The 20,626-nt window shown below is 46.7% G+C and carries 16 protein-coding genes; 11 read left to right on the forward strand and 5 right to left on the reverse strand.

The genetic code is table 11. The features are described 5' to 3' along the window. Window positions 1-5: 5 nt before the first annotated feature. Genes glnL through ICV39_RS06865 form a run of 4 tightly spaced genes read left to right on the forward strand, consistent with a single transcriptional unit; the run spans window position 6 to window position 4,062 of the window. Window positions 6-1,127 (forward strand): nitrogen regulation protein NR(II), encoded by a 1,122-nt coding sequence (glnL, locus tag ICV39_RS06850; RefSeq protein WP_371816577.1) that lies wholly within the window; start codon window positions 6-8, stop codon window positions 1,125-1,127. Beyond that, window positions 1,124-2,578 (forward strand): nitrogen regulation protein NR(I), encoded by a 1,455-nt coding sequence (gene ntrC, locus ICV39_RS06855; protein WP_215389388.1) that lies wholly within the window; start codon window positions 1,124-1,126, stop codon window positions 2,576-2,578. The genes glnL and ntrC overlap by 4 nt, the downstream gene beginning before the upstream one ends. Continuing rightward, on the forward strand, window positions 2,571-3,419 hold the full coding sequence (gene xth, locus ICV39_RS06860; protein WP_215389389.1) for an exodeoxyribonuclease III: 849 nt from the start codon (window positions 2,571-2,573) through the stop codon (window positions 3,417-3,419). Before ntrC ends, xth begins: the two co-directional genes overlap by 8 nt. Before the next feature lie 34 nt (window positions 3,420-3,453). Beyond that, entirely contained in the window at window positions 3,454-4,062 is a 609-nt protein-coding gene (locus tag ICV39_RS06865) for a glutathione S-transferase (RefSeq protein WP_215389390.1), read from the forward strand. A gap of 10 nt (window positions 4,063-4,072) precedes the next feature. Here ICV39_RS06865 and ICV39_RS06870 read toward each other — a convergent pair whose 3' ends face one another. From ICV39_RS06870 to ICV39_RS06885, 4 genes are read right to left on the reverse strand one after another with little or no spacing between them, the layout of a single operon-like run. Continuing rightward, window positions 4,073-6,199, reverse strand: coding sequence for a M3 family metallopeptidase (locus ICV39_RS06870; protein WP_215389391.1), 2,127 nt, complete (start codon window positions 6,197-6,199; stop codon window positions 4,073-4,075). Window positions 6,200-6,217: 18 nt separating this feature from the next. Beyond that, a complete protein-coding gene (gene folD / locus ICV39_RS06875; RefSeq protein WP_215389392.1) occupies window positions 6,218-7,072 on the reverse strand; it encodes a bifunctional methylenetetrahydrofolate dehydrogenase/methenyltetrahydrofolate cyclohydrolase FolD in 855 nt (284 codons plus the stop codon). Between the two features lie 17 nt (window positions 7,073-7,089). Next, window positions 7,090-7,737 carry a response regulator transcription factor gene (locus tag ICV39_RS06880; RefSeq protein ID WP_071467798.1) on the reverse strand — a complete coding sequence of 216 codons (648 nt, stop codon included), beginning with the start codon at window positions 7,735-7,737 and terminating at the stop codon, window positions 7,090-7,092. A 34-nt stretch (window positions 7,738-7,771) separates the two neighbouring features. Continuing rightward, a complete protein-coding gene (locus tag ICV39_RS06885) occupies window positions 7,772-10,294 on the reverse strand; it encodes a PAS domain S-box protein (RefSeq protein WP_215389393.1) in 2,523 nt (840 codons plus the stop codon). Window positions 10,295-10,517: 223 nt separating this feature from the next. Here ICV39_RS06885 and aceE point away from each other — a divergent pair, with 223 nt between their 5' ends. Genes aceE through lpdA form a run of 3 tightly spaced genes read left to right on the forward strand, consistent with a single transcriptional unit; the run spans window position 10,518 to window position 16,644 of the window. Next, the gene (gene aceE / locus ICV39_RS06890) at window positions 10,518-13,214 is read left to right on the forward strand and encodes a pyruvate dehydrogenase (acetyl-transferring), homodimeric type (RefSeq protein ID WP_215389394.1); all 2,697 of its coding nucleotides are present in this window, start codon (window positions 10,518-10,520) and stop codon (window positions 13,212-13,214) included. 13 nt (window positions 13,215-13,227) lie between these two features. Continuing rightward, a complete protein-coding gene (gene aceF / locus ICV39_RS06895; RefSeq protein ID WP_215389395.1) occupies window positions 13,228-14,838 on the forward strand; it encodes a dihydrolipoyllysine-residue acetyltransferase in 1,611 nt (536 codons plus the stop codon). Window positions 14,839-14,847: 9 nt separating this feature from the next. Further along, window positions 14,848-16,644, forward strand: a complete 1,797-nt coding sequence (gene lpdA, locus ICV39_RS06900; protein WP_215389396.1) for a dihydrolipoyl dehydrogenase — start codon at window positions 14,848-14,850, stop codon at window positions 16,642-16,644. An 89-nt stretch (window positions 16,645-16,733) separates the two neighbouring features. Here lpdA and ICV39_RS06905 read toward each other — a convergent pair whose 3' ends face one another. Continuing rightward, complete coding sequence (locus tag ICV39_RS06905; protein WP_215389397.1) at window positions 16,734-17,105, reverse strand: hypothetical protein; 372 nt, start codon at window positions 17,103-17,105, stop codon at window positions 16,734-16,736. Window positions 17,106-17,216: 111 nt separating this feature from the next. Between ICV39_RS06905 and ICV39_RS06910 the strand changes: the two genes are divergently transcribed. From ICV39_RS06910 to ICV39_RS06925, 4 genes are all read left to right on the forward strand, one after another. Continuing rightward, window positions 17,217-17,882 (forward strand): RraA family protein, encoded by a 666-nt coding sequence (locus ICV39_RS06910; protein WP_215389398.1) that lies wholly within the window; start codon window positions 17,217-17,219, stop codon window positions 17,880-17,882. After that, the gene (locus tag ICV39_RS06915) at window positions 17,879-18,829 is read left to right on the forward strand and encodes a tripartite tricarboxylate transporter substrate binding protein (protein ID WP_215389399.1); all 951 of its coding nucleotides are present in this window, start codon (window positions 17,879-17,881) and stop codon (window positions 18,827-18,829) included. The genes ICV39_RS06910 and ICV39_RS06915 overlap by 4 nt, the downstream gene beginning before the upstream one ends. Window positions 18,830-18,835: 6 nt before the next feature. Continuing rightward, window positions 18,836-19,801, forward strand: coding sequence for a tripartite tricarboxylate transporter substrate binding protein (locus tag ICV39_RS06920; RefSeq protein ID WP_215389400.1), 966 nt, complete (start codon window positions 18,836-18,838; stop codon window positions 19,799-19,801). 126 nt (window positions 19,802-19,927) lie between these two features. Then, window positions 19,928-20,596, forward strand: coding sequence for a transporter substrate-binding domain-containing protein (locus ICV39_RS06925; RefSeq protein WP_215389401.1), 669 nt, complete (start codon window positions 19,928-19,930; stop codon window positions 20,594-20,596). Window positions 20,597-20,626 lie beyond the last annotated feature (30 nt).

Raw genomic sequence — 20,626 nt, forward strand, 5'->3', positions numbered from 1 at the left:
CAGGTTTGTTGCGCAATTCGTTCAAGGGAGCAGCTTCGGCTGCTCCTTTTTTTCCGACATTGCTCGATCAGATGCCCAATGCCATCGTGGTATTTGAGGCTGAGAACCAACAATTGGTTTATGTGAACCCCGCTGCGGAATCCGCGCTGGATCTGTCACGTAAGTCGCTTGAGGGTCAATCTGTGCATGATTTATTTGGCGATAACCAAGCTCTTAACAGCATGATCAATGACATTAAGCAAGGTCATGTGATGGCTCAGCGCCAAGAGATGGTATTGCATTCATTACCAGGCAGCATTCATCAGGACTCTATTCCTGCGCATGTAGTAATTGCGGCATTGGAAGATCCCGCATTGATCATGATGGAGTGGTTTCCGATTGATCAGCAGCTCCGAAGCGAACGCGATGAACGCGTGACGCAGCAAGTAGAGGCAAATAAGCAATTGATGCGCAATCTGGCGCATGAGATTAAAAATCCATTAGGCGGTATTCGTGGAGCAGCTCAACTCTTGGAATTTGAGTTACCAGAGAAAGGCTTGCGTGAATACACTCAAGTCATTATTAAAGAGTCTGATCGGCTTCAGACCTTAGTTGATCGGTTATTAGCCCCACATCGCAAAGCGCATGTAGTTGAGTCGTTTAATGTGCATGAGGCATTAGAGCGTGTACGTAGCCTGGTGTTAGCTGAGTTTCCTAAAGGTTTACGAATTGTTCGTAACTATGACACCAGCTTGCCTGAGGTGATGGGTGACCGTGAGCAGTTAATTCAGGCCGTTCTGAATATTGTGCATAACGCAGCTCAAGCTCTATCCGAAGAGATTAGTCAGGGTACTGCGCAAATAGAATTAAAAACCCGAGTTGCTCGTTCAGTTACGATCGCAAAGCAACGTTATAAGTTAGCGATGGACTTGCATGTCATCGATAACGGGCCCGGTATTCCAAAAGAAATTATTGATCGTATCTTCTTCCCCTTAGTTTCAGGACGTGAAGGGGGTAGCGGCTTAGGTCTTACTTTGGCGCAAACATTTGTTCAGCAACATCAAGGCTATATCGCCTGCGATAGTCGTCCTGGACGAACCGATTTTCATATTCAAATTCCATACCGTAAACGGGAGAGGGCATCATGAAACCAGTCTGGATTGTCGACGACGATCAATCTATTCGTTGGGTGTTAGAAAAAGCATTGGCGCGAGAGAATGTTCCTTTCAAGAGCTTTTCTAATCCAAATGATGTGCTTAATGCACTAGAGAAAGAAGCTCCACAGGTATTGATTTCCGATATTCGGATGCCTCGTGGTAACGGATTGGATTTGCTGCAGCATGTCAAAGTCACGCACCCTCATTTGCCGGTGATCATCATGACAGCTTATTCAGATCTGGATTCTGCTGTTTCTTCCTTTCAGGGTGGTGCATTTGAGTATCTAACAAAGCCATTTGATGTCGAGAAGGCAGTTGAGCTAATTCATCGCGCAGTAGAGCAGGGGGTTAGGGGTGATGCCAGCGCTAGAGAGGCGGTAGGCTGGAGGCAGGACTCCACTGAAATTATCGGACAAGCTCCTGCGATGCAAGAGTTGTTTCGTGCCATTGGGCGTTTAGCGCAGTCACACGCGACCGTATTGATCACTGGAGAGTCGGGTTCGGGTAAAGAGTTGGTAGCCCAAGCTTTGCATCGACATAGTCCGCGCGCAAAAGGACCATTTGTATCCTTGAGCACCTCAGCTGTACCAAAGGATTTATTGGAATCAGAGTTATTTGGCCATGAGCGTGGTGCTTTCCCAGGGGCACAGACCTTGCGTCGTGGTCGGTTAGAGCAAGCTGATGGTGGGACATTATTTTTGGGTGAGATTGGCGACTTACCGTTTGATCTTCAAACTCGTTTATTACGAGTGTTAACAGACGGACATTTTTATCGTTTGGGTGGTCAAGACCCAATCAAAGCAAATGTCCGCATTATTGCCTCTACTCATCAAAATCTGGAGCAACGGGTTGCCGCTGGATTATTCCGTGAAGATTTAATGCATCGCCTGAATGTAATTCGCTTGCGAATGCCTGCTTTGCGTGAGCGCTCTGAGGATATTCCAGCGCTTGCAAAACATTTCATGATGATCTGCGCGAAATCTTTAGGCGTAGAACCCAAGAAACTGTCAGATGAAGTTCTTAAAGAAATGACCGCAATGCCGTTTCCTGGCAATGTGCGTCAGCTTGAGAATCTTTGCCATTGGTTAACGGTAATGACGCCAGCAAATGTGGTTGGGGTTGGTGACTTGCCTGCTGATATCGTTTCACAAGCAAGTGAACAGCCGATCCTTATTCAGGGAGAGTCATCACCTGTAAACAATTCCACACCTGTGAAGACAGGTGCCGCAGATTGGGAGAGTGGTTTGTCACGCCTAGCTGTGAAGATGCTGCAGGATGGGGACTCGGCGGTATTCGATGCGTTAAGTTCTCGTTTTGAAAAAGCAGTGTTGCAAGCGGCTCTAGAGGTAACGCGCGGCCGTCGAGTCGAGGCAGCACAGCGATTAGGTATTGGTCGCAACACTATTACTCGTAAGTTGCAGGAACTCGGCATCGATGACTGATTCGATTCGAATCGCAGCTTGGAATGTGAACTCTCTAAAAGTTCGCCTTCCACATTTACTACGTTGGTTGCAGGATCAGGAAAAAAAGCAACAAGCTATTGATGCGGTTTGTTTACAAGAGCTCAAGCTGACAGATGACAAGTACCCACATCAAGAGTTAGAAGCTGCGGGTTATCTCAGTCTGGCTGCAGGACAGAAGACTTACAACGGGGTAGCAATTATTGTGCGTAAGGCTGCATTAGCGCCTATCGCAACCGATGTGAACACGACCTTCTTAAAGCCAGTCCGCAATATGCCCAATTTTGAGGATGAGCAACAGCGTATCTTGGCGGCAACTATTCCATTTGCAGGTATGCAGCCGATACGTTTGGTTTCTGCCTATTTTCCAAATGGCCAATCGCCAGATAGCGAGAAATTTGCTTATAAACTGAATTGGTTAACTGCCTTGCAAGCCTGGGTGGCGGGCGAGCTGGAACAAAATCCACGCTTGGCTTTATTGGGGGATTTCAATATTGCGCCGGCTGATGAAGATGTGCATGATCCAAAGGCTTGGGAAGGGCAAAACTTGGTTTCACCGCCAGAGCGAGATGCATTTCAATCCTTGGTTAGCCTTGGCCTGCATGATTCCTTCAGAATGTTTGAGCAAACGCCTAAAACATACAGCTGGTGGGACTATCGCATGATGGGCTTTCGTAGAAACGCAGGCCTACGAATCGACCACATTTTATTAAGTGACGCTCTCAAAGAAAAATGCAGCGCTAGCATCGTAGATAAAGAACCAAGAACCTGGGAGCAGCCATCGGATCATGCCCCTGTGATTGCGCAAATCAAAAAATCTTAAGCAGTTTTGAGCGACTATCGATGGCGATGAAGCAATGACGGCAATTTTGTATTCCTATCGCCGGTGTCCTTATGCCATGAGAGCGCGGATGGCGCTTCAGTATGCCGCTATTGAGGTTCAGGTACGCGAAATCTCTCTCAGAGATAAGCCTGCCTCGATGTTACGCATTTCCCCTAAAGGAACGGTGCCCGTTCTTCAGGTTGAAAATCTTGTGCTAGAGCAGAGCATCGATATCATGCGTTGGGCGCTTGAACAGTCTGACCCAGATGCATGGCTGTCAGTCGATCACGATTTGGCACAAGCCTGGATTGCTAAAAATGACGGCCCCTTCAAGAGGTTGTTAGATCAATACAAATACCCAAATCGCTACCCTGACTTGTTGCCAGCCCAAGTTTTAGACAATGCAGTCGAAGTGATGCTCCAACCTATGGAAAGTGCTCTTGAATCACATCCGTATTTGATGGGCGCAAAGTTAAGTTGGGTAGATATTGCGATCTTTCCCTTTATGCGCCAGTTTTCCATGGTCAATCCACAGCAATTTGAAGGATTGCCATTTCCAAAGCTAAAACGTTGGCTTGCTGACCGACTGGAATCAAAGCTATTTCAGTCGGCAATGGAAAAATATCCTACTTGGGTTGAGTAGTTCACCAACCCTACGCAAGGCCACCATGGCGCAAGAGCGCGTCAATGCTTGGTTCACGACCCCGAAAGGCTTTGAAGGACTCGGCAGCGGGGCGACTACCGCCTACCTCTAGGATTTCTTCGCGATAACGTGCGCCAGTAACACGATCAAGCACAGATCCCGTTAGTTTGGCAGCTTCTTCGAATGCAGAGTAGGCATCAGCGGATAACACCTCAGCCCATTTATAGCTGTAATAACCAGCTGCATAGCCTCCAGCAAAGATATGGCTAAAGGTATTAATCCATCGAGAAATCTCAGGCTGTGGAATGACATTAAATTCATCTGCAATTGCTCGCGATAGATCCAACACTGCTTGCCCTTGTGCAGACTTCGCATCAAAGTGCGAATGTAATCTCCAGTCAGTTAGCGACATCACGATTTGGCGCAAAGTCATCCATCCGTTTTGGAAATTTTTGGCAGCCAACATTTTTTCAAATAGCTCGCGTGGTAATGATTCCCCAGTTTCTACATGAGAAGTCATCTTTTCTAAAACTTCCCACTCCCAGCAGAAGTTCTCCATAAACTGGCTTGGTAACTCAACAGCATCCCACTCCACACCATTGATGCCGGAAACACCTAGAGCACTGACTTGGGTTAGAAGGTGGTGTAAGCCATGACCGCTTTCATGGAAAAGGGTGATGACATCATCGTGAGTGATGGTGGGTTGGCGCAATACGCCATCGACTTTCACTGGCGACGCAAAGTTGCACACTAAATACGCAACCGGTATTTGAATCTCGCCATTGGGTAATTCTCTACGGCCACGCGCATCATCCATCCAAGCGCCACCACGCTTACCTGGGCGAGCATAGGGGTCTAGATAAAAATACGCACGCAACTTACCTGAAAGATCCTTCACTGCAAACGATTTCACATCTGTATGCCAAGTAGGTAAGTTAGCTGCCTCAATCTTGACATTGAATAGTGTTTGAATGACGCCAAATAGTCCTTCCAACACCTTTGGCAGAGGGAAATATTGTTTTAATTCATTTTCAGAAAACGCATACCGAGATTGTTTTAAGCGCTCCGAGGCAAAAGCCATATCCCAAGGCTCAACACCATCCATCAAACCAAGCTCGTTCTTAGCAAAAGCACAGAGCTCATCCCAATCGCGTTTTGCATAGGGTTTGGATTTAATGGCGAAATCAGTTAAGAAGCGATCAACTTCGTCAACAGTATTAGCCATTTTGGGCGCAAGACTTAGTGCGGCAAAATTGGCAAATCCAAGCATCCGCGCTTCTTCATCACGCAGGCGTAATTGTTCTAGCATGTTTTGCGTGTTATCCCAATCAACTTTACCCTCACCGAATTGAGGTCCTAGCTCAGAAGAGCGGGTGATATAAGCCTCATACATAAGGCGACGTAAGGCCCGGTTTTCGGAATACTGCATGACTGGGTAATAAGAGGGGAAGTGCAGGGTGAATGCCCAACCTTGCAAACCCTTTTGCTGAGCGATATCGGCTGCTGCGGCTTTTACATCGTCTGGCAGGCCAGCTAGTTGAGTTTCATCAGTGACATGATGAACAAAATGATCTGTCGCATCCAAAACATGGTCAGAGAATGCTTTCCCTAATACAGCTTGCTCATCCTGAATCTGCGCAAAGCGAGGTTTATCCGCATCACTCAACTCTGCGCCACCAAGACGAAAGTCTCTTAGGGAGTTTTCAATCACTTTTTTCTGCGCACGATTCAGTTTTGCAAACTCAGGACTCTTGCTGAGCTCTTTAAACTTTTGATACAAGGCTAAATTTTGTCCGAGACTGGAGAAGAATGCGGTTACCTCAGGAAGCATTGCACCATAAGCCGCTCGAAGCTCAGGTGTATCCGCAACGCTGTTTAAATGAGAGATAACTCCCCATGATCTGCCTAAGGCTTCTGTAGCATCTTCTAATGGCTCTGCAAGCTGATTCCAGGTAGCGGGAGTGCTTGGGTCGGTAGCAATGTCAACCGCCATCTGGGCGCGCTTAAGTAGCCACTCAATTGCTGGCGTAATGTGTTCAGGCTTTACTTCTGAATAGGAGGCAATTCCTCGACCAAAACTGAGTAAAGGGTTGTTTTGTAATTCTGGAGAGAGGGTGGCAAGAGGGAGTGTATTCATCCCTCTAGCTTAATGGATCTAGGGCTTGGCTGCTTTTTCTGCAGCTTCCAAAGTATTCATTAATAGCATGGTGATAGTCATGGGACCAACACCACCGGGAACAGGGGTAATCCAGCCTGCAACATATTTGGCGGTATCAAAATCAACGTCGCCACAGAGTTTGCCGTCGGCCAAGCGATTAATGCCTACATCAATTACCACGGCGCCATTTTTAACCATATCGCCAGAAACCATTTTGGGCTTTCCGGTGGCAACCACAAGAATATCGGCATCTTTAGTGTGATGCGCAAGATCACGTGTTTTGCTATTGCAAATCGTCACTGTCGCACCTGCTTGCAAAAGGAGCATAGCCATGGGCTTGCCAACAATATTAGAGGCCCCAACGATCACTGCGCGAGCACCGCGGATAGGGTAGTCAATGCTCTCTAAAATTTTCATGCACCCATAGGGTGTACAAGGTTTGAATTCTGGTTTGCCCACCATGAGTGCGCCTGCATTAGCAACGTGAAAGCCGTCCACATCTTTTTCAGGGGCGATTGCTTCAAGAACACGTTCCGCGGCAATATGCTCTGGTAGTGGGAGCTGCACCAAAATGCCATGAATAGAAGGGTCAGCATTAAGCATTGCAATGCGCGTCAATAATTCTTCTTCGCCAAGGTCAGCTGAATACCGTTCTAGTACCGAATGAAAGCCGACATCTTCGCAAGCTTTCACTTTATTGCGAACATAGACTTGGCTTGCTGGATTATCACCAACAACAATCACTGCTAGACCAGGGCGAACGCCCTTAGCAGTCACAATAGCGCCACGAGCAGCGATTTCAGTACGAAGTTTCTTGGAGAGCGCGTTTCCGTCGAGTAATTGAGCCGGCATTACGAATCAGGTTGATATTAATTAGGTTGTGGGTCAGAGAGCGCTAGGCGCAATAAGTCCGCTACGGTGTTGACGTTGAGCTTTTCCATAATGTTGGCGCGGTGCGCTTCAACGGTTTTGATGGAGATACCAAGGTCATCGGCAATTTGTTTGTTCAAGCGACCAGCAACAATGCGCTCTAAAACTTGACGCTCTCGACCAGTAAGTTTGCTGAGCAAGCTCTGAGTAATTTTTCGTTGACTTGCTTGTGAGTAGTCCACGCGAGCTTTTGCCAACATGCGATCAACTAGTCCACAAAGATCATTTTCTTTAAATGGCTTCTCAATGAAATCCACTGCGCCACGTTTCATGGTGGATACTGCCATCGACACATCACCATGTCCTGTAATAAAAGCGACAGGCATTGGTAAGTTTTCACTAATCAAACGCTCTTGTAATTCAAGACCGGACATGCCGGGCATGCGCACATCAAGAATAGCGCAGGAGATGGTTGATTTGTCAGTGCTTTGTAAAGATTGCAAGAAACGTTCTGCGCTTGCATGGCAACGCACGACGTAACCATTGCTTTCTAAAAGCCAAGTCAAAGAATCTCGAACTGCTTCATCATCATCGACGACATAAACAACTTCGGCCTGGTTGGGTTTGGTGCTGGCGCTTAAGTTCATAACGGTTCTCACAAATCAATCATCACTACGACAGTTATACATTCCCGCTAGTTTCCGGAGATTCTAGGGGTAGCAATATTGTAAAGGTGCAGCCGACAAGCTTAGTATGTTCGGCATCCATAGAGTTCACGGCCCACAGGCGCCCATGGTGGGATTCGATAATGGAACGGCAAATATTGAGCCCCATGCCCATTCCATCGGATTTTGTGCTGAAAAAGGGCTCAAACATGCGTTGTGAGACCGATTCAGGGATACCTGCACCCCCATCCTTGACCTGAATGCGGAGCATCGCTGGAAAAATGCTGGTGTCTAGATCTGCGCCAATAGAAACAGGCGGAGCTGACCAGCGCGAGGAAAGGGGGTAGGCCTCCCTGGTACTGTCTAAGCCATTCTTAAGTAAGTTAACCAAAACCTGCAAGATGAGAACGGGGTCGACATTCACTTCAGGGAGGTTTTCAGCAATGCTTGAGGTAATTGTGAGGCGGTGACGATGTGCCTCGATCTCGACCAGTCCGACAGCATCATTAATGATCTCGTTGATTGCAATTGGCTTTCGCTGCGGCTCACTGCGTTTTACAAATCCGCGAATACGCTGAATGATCGTTCCGGCACGATGCGCTTGCTCTGAAGCTTTTTCTAGAGCGGGTAAGATTTCCTTGTTGATCGTTGGATCAAGATTGCCCTCCAATCGTTTGGCAACACCCATGCAATAGTTCGAGATGGCGGACAGGGGTTGATTAAGCTCATGCGCCAAAGAGGACGCCATTTCTCCCATTGTGGTTAAACGACTCGTAAATTGCATGCGCTCTTCTTGTTGGCGTGCCAGGTCCTCGCCTTCTTTACGCAGGGTGATGTCAGTAGCAATTAGTAATTGCGCAAGATGTCCATCGACCCATGGAATAAAACGGCGACGTACTTCGTACCATTTATTGCTGCCATCGCTGAGTTGAACCTCTTCAGACTCAGACTCTTGATAGAGGAAGGAGGTTGGTATTCCAGGAGGGGAGTCTTGTAAATCCTCAGCAATGTTGTGCAAGGTCTGCATACTATTTTCTTGGTGGGCTAGTTGGAAATGACCTTTGGAGTCATTGCCAAAATGCTCACGATAAAAACGATTTGCAAACAGGAGCTCGTCTGTCTCTAGTGAGACAACAGAAACTGCCGCATCTAGACCCTCAAGAACGGTTGTAAAGCGCTCTTGAGATGCTGCCAACTCTTCTCGAATCTTTTTAGGTTCAGAAATATCGATTAATGAGGTGACCCAACCCGTTTGCTTGCCACGCTCATTAATCAATGGAGCAATAAATGTCCGCGTCTGAATTAATGAGCCATCTTTTCTGAGAATGGCGCCTTCTATTCCTTTTTTCAGGCCGCTGCTGATGTCTGATTGAAGAGCGCGATTCATTTTCTCAACAAGCTCGTCTCTGCGACTATCTGGCCAAAATGGGAAAGGTGGCTCAAGTCCAATTAGCTCTTTGGCGCTCCATCCTGTCATTTCGCAGAATGCGCGATTGACATAGGTAATTCTCTTTTGCATATCGTGCGCACGAATACCTACTGGCGTGGAATTTTCCATGGCGCTACGAAAGTTGGTTTCTGTTCGTAAATTTGCTTCAGCCTCTTGCCGCACTTGCATCTGTTTTAGTACTGACCAGAGACTCCAAATTACGAATGCGGAAAGTCCAATTACTACTCCAATGAGCATGCGAAATGTCAGATTAGTAGGGGGTGGATAGGTATCAATACGCAACACCATATTGGGACTGAGTACCCCAATGTCCAAACTAGTTTGATTGCTGAAGGCGCGTTTTGGCGTATCGCGATCGGAGGAGATGGCAAGAACTCTGTCGTTGTCAGTCAGCAAAGTAAAGCGATAGTGAGCTTTAAGTTCACCCGGAATGATTTCCAGCACGCCTTGGGTTGTATATAAAGCAGCTAGAAAGCCGATAGTTTGGCCGCCAACAATATTGGGCACGACCTGCCAGAACACAGTCCGCCTCTCTTTGGCTATCGGCTCTTCATTTGGTAGGCTCAGAGTCACAAAAGGACTAAACGCAGCTCTACTAGTGGATTTGCTTAATTCAATAGTGCTTGCAAGATTCTCATTTGCGGTTTGATCATTCTGAGTCTTGCTGATCCAGTCCGTTTTATTGTTATTGACGGGAACTGTCCATGACCGCTGGTTATCCGCGTTAATCCAAATGATTTTGACAATCTCATGATTGTTGAGGACTAAATCATCTGCCTGCTCACGCACAAGTTGCTTAAGCTTGGGGTCTTCTGCGCTCGCTGCTATTTCGCGATTAATAGAACTTAATGTGTCGGCATTATTTGCAAAACGCAATTGAATGCGCTGCTTGGCAAAAGATAATTCTCGAAATAAAGCTGCCTCTTGCTGATTTTTTTCTTGTAAGTGCAAGGTACCCAAAATCACACTCATCACCATCGTGAACAACACAATGGCTAGTAATGGGGTGTAAACCAGCTTAAAGCCCCGTATTTTTCGGAGCCATTTAAAGGGTTTGGTGATTAAGCTGACTAAGGCTGTGGATTTCATAGTTATAAGCCCATTTTGCCTGATGAGGGCTCTAAATATCGCTTTTTGACTCTCTAGGCCTTATTCCTGTGCGCTGCAACAAAATACCACATTATGAGAAATATTATCATTATGTGGAAAATTGCTTGTTAACACCCATATACCTTCCTAGAATGTTGCATATAGAGTGAATGACTATCGATGAAGTAGCTGAAGTAAAACAAGTAACTATTGGAGACAAGTTATGGCTGCAGTTCCAGATCAAGTTTTAGGTAAGCAAAATTCTCAGGATGCAGATCCTGGCGAAACTCAAGAATGGCTGCAAGCGCTCGATGGCGTAATTCATAACGAAGGCCCGCAACGTGCAGCCTATTTAATTGATCAACAAATCTCGCATGCACGCGTTAACGGAGTTGATCAACCGTTTCATGCTGAGACGCCCTATATCAATACGATTCCAGTAGAGAATCAAGCACGTTTACCCGGCGATCAGAATGTTGAACATCGCATTCGTTCATACACGCGTTGGAATGCCATGGCAATGGTGTTGCGTGCCAATAAAGATACCAACGTCGGTGGGCACATTTCATCTTTCCAATCTGCAGCAACTTTGTATGATGTGGGTTACAACCATTTTTGGCATGCGCCATCAGCAGAGCATGGCGGTGATCTGATATTTGTTCAGGGTCACTCAGCGCCGGGAGTTTATGCACGTGCTTATATGTTGGGTCGCTTAACGGATGACCAGTTAAATAATTTCCGCCAAGAGGTAGGCGGTAAAGGTATTTCAAGTTACCCACATCCTTGGTTGATGCCAGACTTTTGGCAGTTCCCAACCGTTTCTATGGGCCTTGGTCCCATCATGGCGATTTATCAAGCGCGCTTTATGAAGTACTTGAGAGATCGTGGATTCATTCAAGAGCAAGGTCGCAAGGTATGGGCCTTCCTTGGTGATGGTGAAACGGATGAGCCTGAATCTTTGGGCGCAATTGGCATGGCTGGCCGTGAAAAATTAGACAACCTGATTTTTGTTATTAATTGCAACTTACAACGTTTGGATGGTCCGGTGCGTGGTAACGGCAAGATCATTCAAGAGTTAGAGAGTGAGTTCCGTGGCGCCGGCTGGAACGTTATCAAGGTAGTGTGGGGCGGTCAGTGGGATGCACTCTTTGCTCGCGATAAGAAGGGTATTTTGATGCAACGTCTCGGTGAGATTGTTGACGGTCAGTACCAAACCATGAAAGCAAAAAATGGTGCTTATGTTCGTGAGACTGTATTTAATACTCCAGAATTAAAAGCGCTAGTAAGCGATTGGAGTGACGATGAAATCTGGCAGCTTAATCGTGGTGGTCACGATCCACACAAGGTATATGCGGCATTTCATGCTGCGGTAAATCATAAGGATCAGCCGACAGTTATCTTGGCTCATACCATTAAGGGTTACGGTATGGGTGGCTCTGGTGAGGCAATGAATATTGCCCACCAAGCCAAGAAGATGAATGACGACGACGTACGCCGCTTTAGAGATCGCTTTGAAATTCCCGTCAAGGATGAAGATTTAGCGGAAATGCCTTTGGTGAAGTTTGCTGAAGGAAGCCCAGAACTCGAGTACATGAAAGCACGCCGCCAGGAGTTGGGTGGTTACTTGCCGCAGCGTCGTGCAAAGGCGGAGAGTTTGCCGGTTCCAGCCTTAAGTGCATTTGCTCCATTGCTTGAGGCAACAACAGAAGGGCGCGAGATCTCAACCACGATGGCTTTTGTGCGCATGCTGAACACCATTGTGCGCGATCAAACTATCGGCAAGCGTGTGGTTCCCATTGTTCCAGACGAGTCACGTACTTTTGGTATGGAAGGTATGTTTCGACAATTGGGTATCTGGAACCAATTAGGTCAGCTCTACACCCCCGAAGATCATGATCAGTTGATGTTCTACAAAGAGGACAAGACTGGCCAAATTTTGCAAGAAGGTATCAATGAGGCGGGTGGCATGTGCGACTGGATTGCAGCCGCAACATCGTATTCAACACACGGTGTGCCAATGTTGCCCTTTTATATTTTCTATTCCATGTTTGGCTTCCAGCGTATTGGCGACTTAGCTTGGGCTGCAGGCGATATGCGTAGCCGTGGTTTCTTGCTTGGTGGTACAGCCGGCAGAACAACCTTAAATGGCGAGGGACTACAACATGAAGATGGCCATAGCCATCTCTGGAGTGCCGCAGTACCAAACTGTATTAGCTATGACCCAACATTTGCTTTTGAGTTGGCAGTAGTGATTCAGGATGGTATGCGTCGTATGTTGGAAGTTCAGGAGGATGTCTATTACTACGTCACCCTCATGAATGAAAACTACGCTCATCCAGCAATGCCTAAGGGTGCCGAAAAAGACATCATCAAAGGGATGTACAAGCTCAAGTCTGTTGGCGATGACAAAGCCAAGCTTCGTGTACAGCTTTTAGGCTCAGGCACGATCTTCCGTGAGGTGATTGAGGCGGCAGAGATGCTGCAAAAAGACTGGGGTATTGCTTCTGATTTATGGGGTTGCCCAAGCTTTACAGAGTTGGGTCGCGATTGGAATGCTGTGCATCGATCCAATTTGTTGAACCCGACAGCAGTGCCAGTACTCTCACATGTAGAGAACTGCCTAAAAGATACTACTGGCCCAATCATTGCGTCTACTGACTATGTTCGTATGTTTGCTGAACAAATTCGTCCAGCGATTCAGCATATGGGTCGTCGCTATGAAGTTCTTGGTACCGATGGCTTTGGTCGTTCAGATACCCGTGAGAAGCTTCGTGATTTCTTTGAGGTAGATCGTCGTTGGGTTGTTATTACCGCTTTGAGATCTTTGGTTGATGCAGGTCAGCTTGACCGTCAAAAATTGGCTGAAGCTATTAAGAAGTACGGCATTGATACTAACAAACCAAACCCAATGACGGTTTAAGGCGAGATCATTCATGAGTCAAATAATCGAAATCAAAGTACCGGACATTGGCGACTATAAGGATGTGCCAGTCATCGAAGTTCTTGTAAAGGCGGGCGACAAAATTGAAAAAGAACAATCAATTGTTGTTCTAGAATCCGATAAGGCCACTATGGATGTTCCTTCTTCCCATGCTGGTGTTGTAAGGGATGTTAGGGTTAAAGTGGGCGACACCTTATCAGAAGGTTCTGTTGTGATCACTCTAGAGGAGGGCGGAGCTACATCGGCACCTGCTCCGGCAGCAAGTGCGGCAAGCGCACCCCAAGCTTCTGCGGCTCCGGCTGCTTCAGGAGGCGCGCCGATTGAAGTAAAGGTGCCAGATATTGGTGATTACAAAGATGTTCCTGTGATCGAGGTATTGGTAAAGGCGGGCGATAAAGTAGAGAGAGAGCAATCGATTGTTGTTCTGGAGTCCGATAAAGCGACGATGGATGTTCCATCCTCTCATGCCGGTGTTGTGAAAGAAGTTAAGGTTAAGGTTGGCGACAACTTATCTGAAGGCTCAGTGGTCATTATTTTGGATGACACTTCCAGTGGAACTTCTGCTCCCGCGGCACCAGCCCCTGCTACATCTTCAGCTCCCGTAGCTAGACCGGTTGAGCCTCCTATCGCTAGGGCCCCAGCACCCCCACCAATCAGCAATACCCCTCCACCAGTAGATGCTGCTATAAGCCATGCAAGTCCTTCAGTCAGAAAGTTTGCACGCGAGCTTGGTGTAACCATTGCACAAGTTAAGGGATCTGGTCCAAAAGGACGTATTACTCAAGAAGATGTGCAAGCATTTGTGAAAGCCGCAATGAGTAGTGGTGCTGGTAGTGGAGCTGCGGCCTCTAGTGGCGGTAGTTTAGGTGGCCTGAATTTAATTCCTTGGCCAAAAGTGGATTTCACGAAGTTTGGCGAGATCGAGCGTCAGCCATTGAACCGCATTAAGAAGCTTACTGCAGCGAATTTGGGTCGCAACTGGGTAATGATTCCTGCAGTAACGTACCACGAAGATGCAGACATCACTGATTTAGAGGCTTTCCGAGTTCTCACCAATAAAGAGAATGAGAAGAAGGGCATCAAGATCACGATGCTCGCATTCTTAATGAAAGCCGCTGTTGCTGCGTTGAAGAAATACCCAGAGTTCAATAGCTCACTGGATGGTGATGATTTAATTCTTAAGAAATACTTCAATATTGGCTTTGCTGCGGATACACCAACAGGTCTTGTTGTGCCAGTAATCAAAGATGCTGACAAGAAGGGTATCTTTGAGTTAGCGAAAGAAACCTCTGAGCTGGCTGCATTGGCTCGTGATGGCAAATTAAAGCCAGACCAGATGCAGGGCGCAAGCTTTACCATTTCCTCCTTGGGCGGCATTGGCGGAACTTATTTCTCACCAATTGTGAATGCGCCTGAAGTGGCAATTTTAGGCGTCAGTAAAGCTGCCATGAAACCAGTATGGGATGGCAAGCAATTTGTACCTCGCTTGATTTGCCCATTATCGCTATCCGCTGATCATCGTGTTATTGATGGTGCGCTTGCGACTCGCTTCAATGTGTATATCGCTCAACTATTAGCCGACTTCCGTCGCGCTTCGCTATAAGGAAGACTAATGGCTAAGCAAAACATTCTAGTTCCGGATATTGGTGATTACGCAGATGTTCCTGTCATTGAAGTATTGGTGAAGGTGGGTGATGTAATTCAGAAAGAACAACCATTACTTGTTCTCGAGTCTGATAAGGCAACAATGGAAGTTCCTGCGGATGCCGCAGGAACGATTACTAGCATTGCCGTGAAGTTAGGTGACAAAGTGAGCAAGGGTTCTGTGATTGCAGAAATTGAGGCGAGTGCTACAACAGCAGCGGCTTCTGCACCAGCTTCAGCACCAACCCCAACTCCAACTCCTCAGCCTTCAGCGCAGCCACCAGCTGCTCCAGCGCCAAAAGCAGGTCAGTACAACGGCAAGGTGGATCATGAGTGCGAGATGTTGGTTCTCGGCGCTGGCCCTGGTGGATATAGTGCGGCATTTCGTAGTGCTGACTTGGGCATGAATACTGTTTTAGTAGAGCGTTACGCAACTCTAGGTGGCGTTTGCTTAAATGTTGGATGTATTCCATCAAAGGCATTACTTCACACCACTGCTGTTATGGATGAAGTAAAGACCATGGCTAAGCATGGCATCACATTTGGTGCGCCAAAGATTGAGATTGATCAATTGCGTGGCTACAAAGAATCTGTAATTGCAAAATTGACTGGCGGATTAGCTGGTATGGCTAAGGCGCGCAAAGTAAAAGTAGTGCGTGGTCTTGGTAAGTTTCTAGATGCAAATCATGTGGAAGTTGAGTTGACTAATGGCTCAGGACAAGACTTAACTGGACAAAAAGAGGTGGTGCGTTTTCAGAAAGCGATCATTGCCGCTGGTAGTCAACCTGTAAAACTGCCTTTCTTGCCTGAAGATCCTCGTATTGTTGATAGTACGGGCGCCTTATTGCTTAAGAGTATTCCAAAGAGGATGCTGGTAATCGGTGGCGGCATTATTGGTTTGGAAATGGCTACGGTTTACAGCACACTGGGCTCACGTATTGATATTGCCGAGATGATGGATGGTTTGATGGCGGGTGCCGATCGCGACCTTGAGAAGGTTTGGGAGAAGTTCAATGCTGGTCGTTTTGAAAATATTATGCTCAAGACTCGAGCAGCAAAAGCTGAAGTGAAGCCTGATGGTATTCAGGTGACATTTGAAGGTGAGAACGCACCTGCGCAACCACAGACCTATGATTTGGTTCTGGTGGCAGTAGGGCGTACTCCAAACGGCAAAAAAATCGCCGCTGATAAAGCGGGTGTTCAAGTGGATGAGCGCGGATTTATTCCAGTCGACAAACAAATGCGCACCAATGTTCAGAACATTTTTGCAATTGGTGACTTGGTAGGTCAGCCGATGTTGGCTCACAAGGCCGTGCATGAGGGTCACGTTGCTGCTGAAGCTGCCGCGGGTGAGAAGTCTTACTTTGATGCTAAGCAAATCCCTTCTGTTGCGTACACCGATCCAGAGGTTGCTTGGGCAGGTCTGACGGAAGAGCAATGCAAGACTCAAGGTATTGCATATGAAAAAGGCTTATTCCCATGGGCGGCTAGTGGACGCGCTATCGCAAATGGTCGCGATGAAGGTTTCACGAAGCTTATTTTTGATGCTAAGACTCATCGCATCATTGGTGGCGGTATTGTCGGAACCCATGCTGGTGACTTAATTGGCGAGGTATGCCTTGCAATAGAAATGGGTGCAGATGCGGTTGATATTGGAAAAACCATCCATCCACACCCAACCCTTGGCGAGTCAGTTGGTTTGGCTGCTGAAGCGGCACATGGCCACTGCACGGACTTGCCCCCAGTAAAAAAGAAACCTGCTTAATTCTGCAACATTGATAGTACGGTAGATGCAATCAAAAGCCCCGATTAATCGGGGCTTTTGATTGGCTAATAATTTGGATGGTACAGGCTCTATACAATGAGTTCAGCATCCAATTTACGAATGCGCTCATCTACGTAATACCCACCAGCTTCTAAATAGCGAAGATATTTAGAGCCACATTTCTTGCACTGATAAACATCCGACTTGTTATAGGGGTGGAACGTAATCGCGATTGGGGCATTTTTAGACCAGAGATCAGTTCCGTTGGGATGATATTCCTCCCAACACTCTGGGCTATCCTCAACCCGAAGCGTGCCAATACACTCTAGCGCTTTAGTCTCAAAACCGCCAGGTATGCTTTCCCATCCGTCGCAGGTTAGGGATTGGCAATCTGTGCATGCTTCCTTATGGCTGGATGTCGCCAGAGACAGTAATTCATCTCGATTAATGAGTTTTGTCATTTCAAGCTTTTTGGATGTAAGGCTTGTGAGTAGGGTATATTTTTACAAAAGAATAGATCTTAGCTCACGCTGCTAATAACGGTTGAGTAAATCAACAATAAGGAAGACAAAATGACTCATGGTTACGCTATCAACCCCCGAAAAGATGCCTATAAAGAAGGTATCTCAGCATTAACTGGCTTGGCTACTTCAGTTGTTAGTGATGTGCTTGGTCGCACTATCGGTGCAGTGGGTATTCTGCCTGTTAATAAGTCACCTGTTTCAGTTTGTGGCAATGCGGTTACGGTAAGCGTTCGCTCTGGCGATAATTTAATGATTCATAAAGCCTTGCAAATTCTGCAATCAGGTGATGTTTTAGTGGTTGATGGCGGCGGCGATATCTCGCGTGCATTATTTGGTGAAATTATGATGACAGTTGCAAAATCGCACGGGGCAGTTGGCGCGGTATTTGATGCTGCTATACGTGATGTTGAGGCTTTTGAACACCATCAGTTCCCATGCTGGGCACGTGGAGTAAATATGCGTGGTCCTTATAAAGACGGACCTGGATCGATCAATGTACCAATTTGTATTGGTGGAATGACAGTGAACCCTGGCGATATTATTTTGGGTGATGGCGATGGCATCATCGCTTTATCCCCTGAGATTGCGCTAGAGGGTGCAAGACTCGGCAAAGAGAAAGAATTAACGGAGCGCAAGACCATTCAAACCATCTTGGATGGCAAGTATGATGATGCTTGGGTTGATGCTGCCCTAAAACAAAAAGGCGCTCTATGAAAAAGCGTGTTTATCTGTTGGCATTATTTGCCACTCTTTCTTTAAACGTAGCAGCCGCCTATCCCGATAAATCAATTAAGTTCCTGGTTCCATGGCCTCCAGGCGGGGCAACAGATCAGGTTGCTCGTATCTTGGTTCAGCCTCTCACAAAAGAGCTTGGTGTTTCTGTATTTGTCGAGAACAAGGGTGGTGCTGGTGGCAACATCGGAACTCAAGCATTCTTGCAGGATAAGCCTGATGGATATTCAATTTTGATGGCAACAAGTTCAACGAATGCTGCAGGCCCCCATCTGTTTGCTAACCAAGGTTTTGATGCCGCGAAAGATTTCACGCCTGTGGTTCTAGTTTGTACGATTCCAAACATCATGGTTGTGCCAGCATCATCACCATGGAATAGTTTGAAAGATTTAATGGCTGATGCAAAACAAAATCCTGGCAAGTTTACCTATGGATCCGCAGGCATTGGTGCTTCACAACATCTAGCTGGCGCTCAATTTAAAACAGTAACCGGTTTAGATATTCGCCATGTACCCTATAAAGGTAGCGGCCCTGCTGCAGTGGATTTAATGGCCGGTCATATCGATATGATGCTAGACACTGGTTCAATGGCAAACATTAAAGGCGGAAAACTCAAGGCTTTGGGAGTGGCATCTGAAAAGCGTATTCCTGAGCTGCCTAATATTCCAACAATGAAAGAGGCTGGCGTACCAATGGTTGCCAATGCTTGGTACGGCGTCATGCTGCCAGCCGGCGCATCAAAAGATGTAACGGATAAATTAAATGCGGCTTTTAATAAGGTCTTAAAAGACCCTGAAGTGCGCAAGAACTTGCAGAGTATAGGGGCTCAGGTGGATGGCGGTTCCGTGGCTGACTTTACGAAGTTTTCGCAATCTGAGATCAAGCGTTATGAGGGCATTGTCAAAATGTCTGGCGCTCCAAAGGAGTAATCTGCAATGAATAGAATGATTCGTATTGCAGTCTTGGTATTTGCAAGCGTTGTCCTATCAAATGCAAATGCTCAGGACTACCCCAATAAGCCAATCAAAGTATTGGTTGGTTATGCTCCTGGAGGGGCAGTAGATTTAGTCGCCCGAACTCTAGGTCAGAGCTTGTCAAGTTCATTAGGCCAGCCATTTGTTGTTGAAAACAAACCTGGTGCCGGTACAAATATCGCAGTTAAACAATTGATAGATAGTCCTCCAGATGGCTACACATTGATGGTTGCAGCAAATGCCTTGGCAGCCAATATGTCTTTGTATAAGCCACAACCTTTTGATATTGATAAGGACATCACGCCTATTGCAATGATTGGGCGAGTGCCTGTTGTGATTGCAGCTCCTGCTGATAGCAAATATCAAAAACTGGCAGACCTCATTAAAGCTGCAAAGGCCAATCCCGATTACATCACTTACGGCACGCCAGGCAACGGCGCCACACCCCACATGGCCATGAAATTTTTCGAGCAAGCGGCTGGAATTTCATTAAAGCATGTACCCTATAAAGGCGGTTCGCCCGCAATTACCGATGTGATTGGCGGACAGCTCGACTTGGTAGCTGTCAATATGCTGGAGGTTGCGCCTCAAGTTAAAAGTGGCAAGCTAAAAATTATTGCTGTAATGAGTGCAAAACGTTCGCCCTTGTTTCCAGAAGCACCAACAATTGCTGAATCTGGATTTCCGGGTTTTGAGGCATCGGTTTGGTACAGCTTGATCGCTCCAGCAAGGACACCTGCTTCAATAGTGAAGACTTTGCACGCCCATGTGGAAAAAGCCTTGCAATCTAAAGAAATGGTAGAGCGCTTGAGTTCGGTAGGGGGTGAGGTTAGCCCAGGCACCACAGCACAATTCACGGCTTATTTAAATTCAGAGCGTAAGCGCTATGAAAAATTAGTGCGTGAAGCCAATATCCAGCCTGATTAATAAGTCGGTAATGCGATGCAATCAATATATAGACTGAGATTTCTTTGTTTATTTGTCCTCAGCCTTGCCTTATGGGGCTGCGCTAGTTCACCCGCGGACTTATTGACCCCACAAGGGGCATTGCGTATGGGTCTATACAAAGGCACTCCAACCTCAGTTTTGGATTTCAATGGTCCTGGGCAAACTCGTGGCATTGGATATGAATTGGGAAAAAATCTTGCTGCCCAATTGGAGGTGGGATATGACCCTGTTGTATTTGAGAAAAACGCGGATGTATTGGCAGCAATAAAGAGCGGCTCAATCGATTTGGTCTTTACGAATGCAAGCGCAGATCGAGCAAAGTACATTCAGTTTTCTAAGACAGTGATCAAAATTGAAAAAGGGTTCTTAATGAGCCCCCATAGCAAGCTTGGATCTCTCTCAGAAATCAACCGCCGAAATATCAAGATTGGTTATAGCGTGGGAAGTAATTCCCAATCTGAGTTGCCAAACTTAATTCCGAATGCAAGCTTGGTACCAACCCAGTCTACAAAACATGCGATTGCACTCTTAAAGTCTGGCGAGCTTGATGGATTCTCGACTAATAAAGCAATTCTTTATGAAATGGCTGCTTCCATACCCAAATCTCGAGTTTTGCCAGCTGTTATTGGATATGAGTACTTGGCGCTCGGCACGCCTAAGTCGCGCGCAATCCCAGATTCCTTGCTAAATGATTTTGTAGATCGTATGGAATCTACGGGCAAGCTCAAAGAAATAATTCAACGATCGGGCATTCAAGGTCTTGCGCCTAACTAATTCAGCATTAACCATCTAGAAAGCGAAGTC

It is taken from the genome of Polynucleobacter sp. MWH-UH25E, from assembly GCF_018687095.1.
In the GTDB taxonomy this organism is placed as follows: domain Bacteria; phylum Pseudomonadota; class Gammaproteobacteria; order Burkholderiales; family Burkholderiaceae; genus Polynucleobacter.